Consider the following 358-nt stretch of genomic DNA (forward strand, 5'->3'; position numbering starts at 1 on the left):
CCGTCGCGGTAAAAGCGGTAGACATAGACTTTGCGTCGCAAGCGGTTGAAACGGATGGGTTCGTCGCGGGGAGGGGCAACGTCCATTCGCCAGATATAAATGCCTAGCCATATGCCAGTAATAAATACGATGGGACCTAGCAAACTTAGCACTAAGGGAGGGAGGTGTTGCTCCGTGACAACATAGCTAATCATGCCTGCAGGTGTAACCATGGACAGCAGAAACATAAAAGGAGCTATCCAAATACCAATCCCGCGAGTTCGCACTGTGGCGCGTGCCAGTTCAAGATAAACATCGTCAACATGATTGGGCGGATTCGAAAGTACGGGAGGATACGGTTCATTGGAGGGCGACTCGT

At 51.1% G+C, this 358-nt stretch carries 1 protein-coding gene; it reads right to left on the reverse strand.

What is annotated here, in order from left to right; genetic code table 11:
• On the reverse strand, positions 1 to 227 hold a 227-nt coding region (locus BFQ00_RS29760), incomplete at its 3' end, for a DUF6708 domain-containing protein (protein ID WP_371914177.1).
• Positions 228 to 358 lie beyond the last annotated feature (131 nt).

This window comes from Pseudomonas sp. 28 E 9, from assembly GCF_900004785.1.
GTDB classification, from domain to species: Bacteria; Pseudomonadota; Gammaproteobacteria; order Pseudomonadales; family Pseudomonadaceae; genus Aquipseudomonas; species Aquipseudomonas orientalis_A.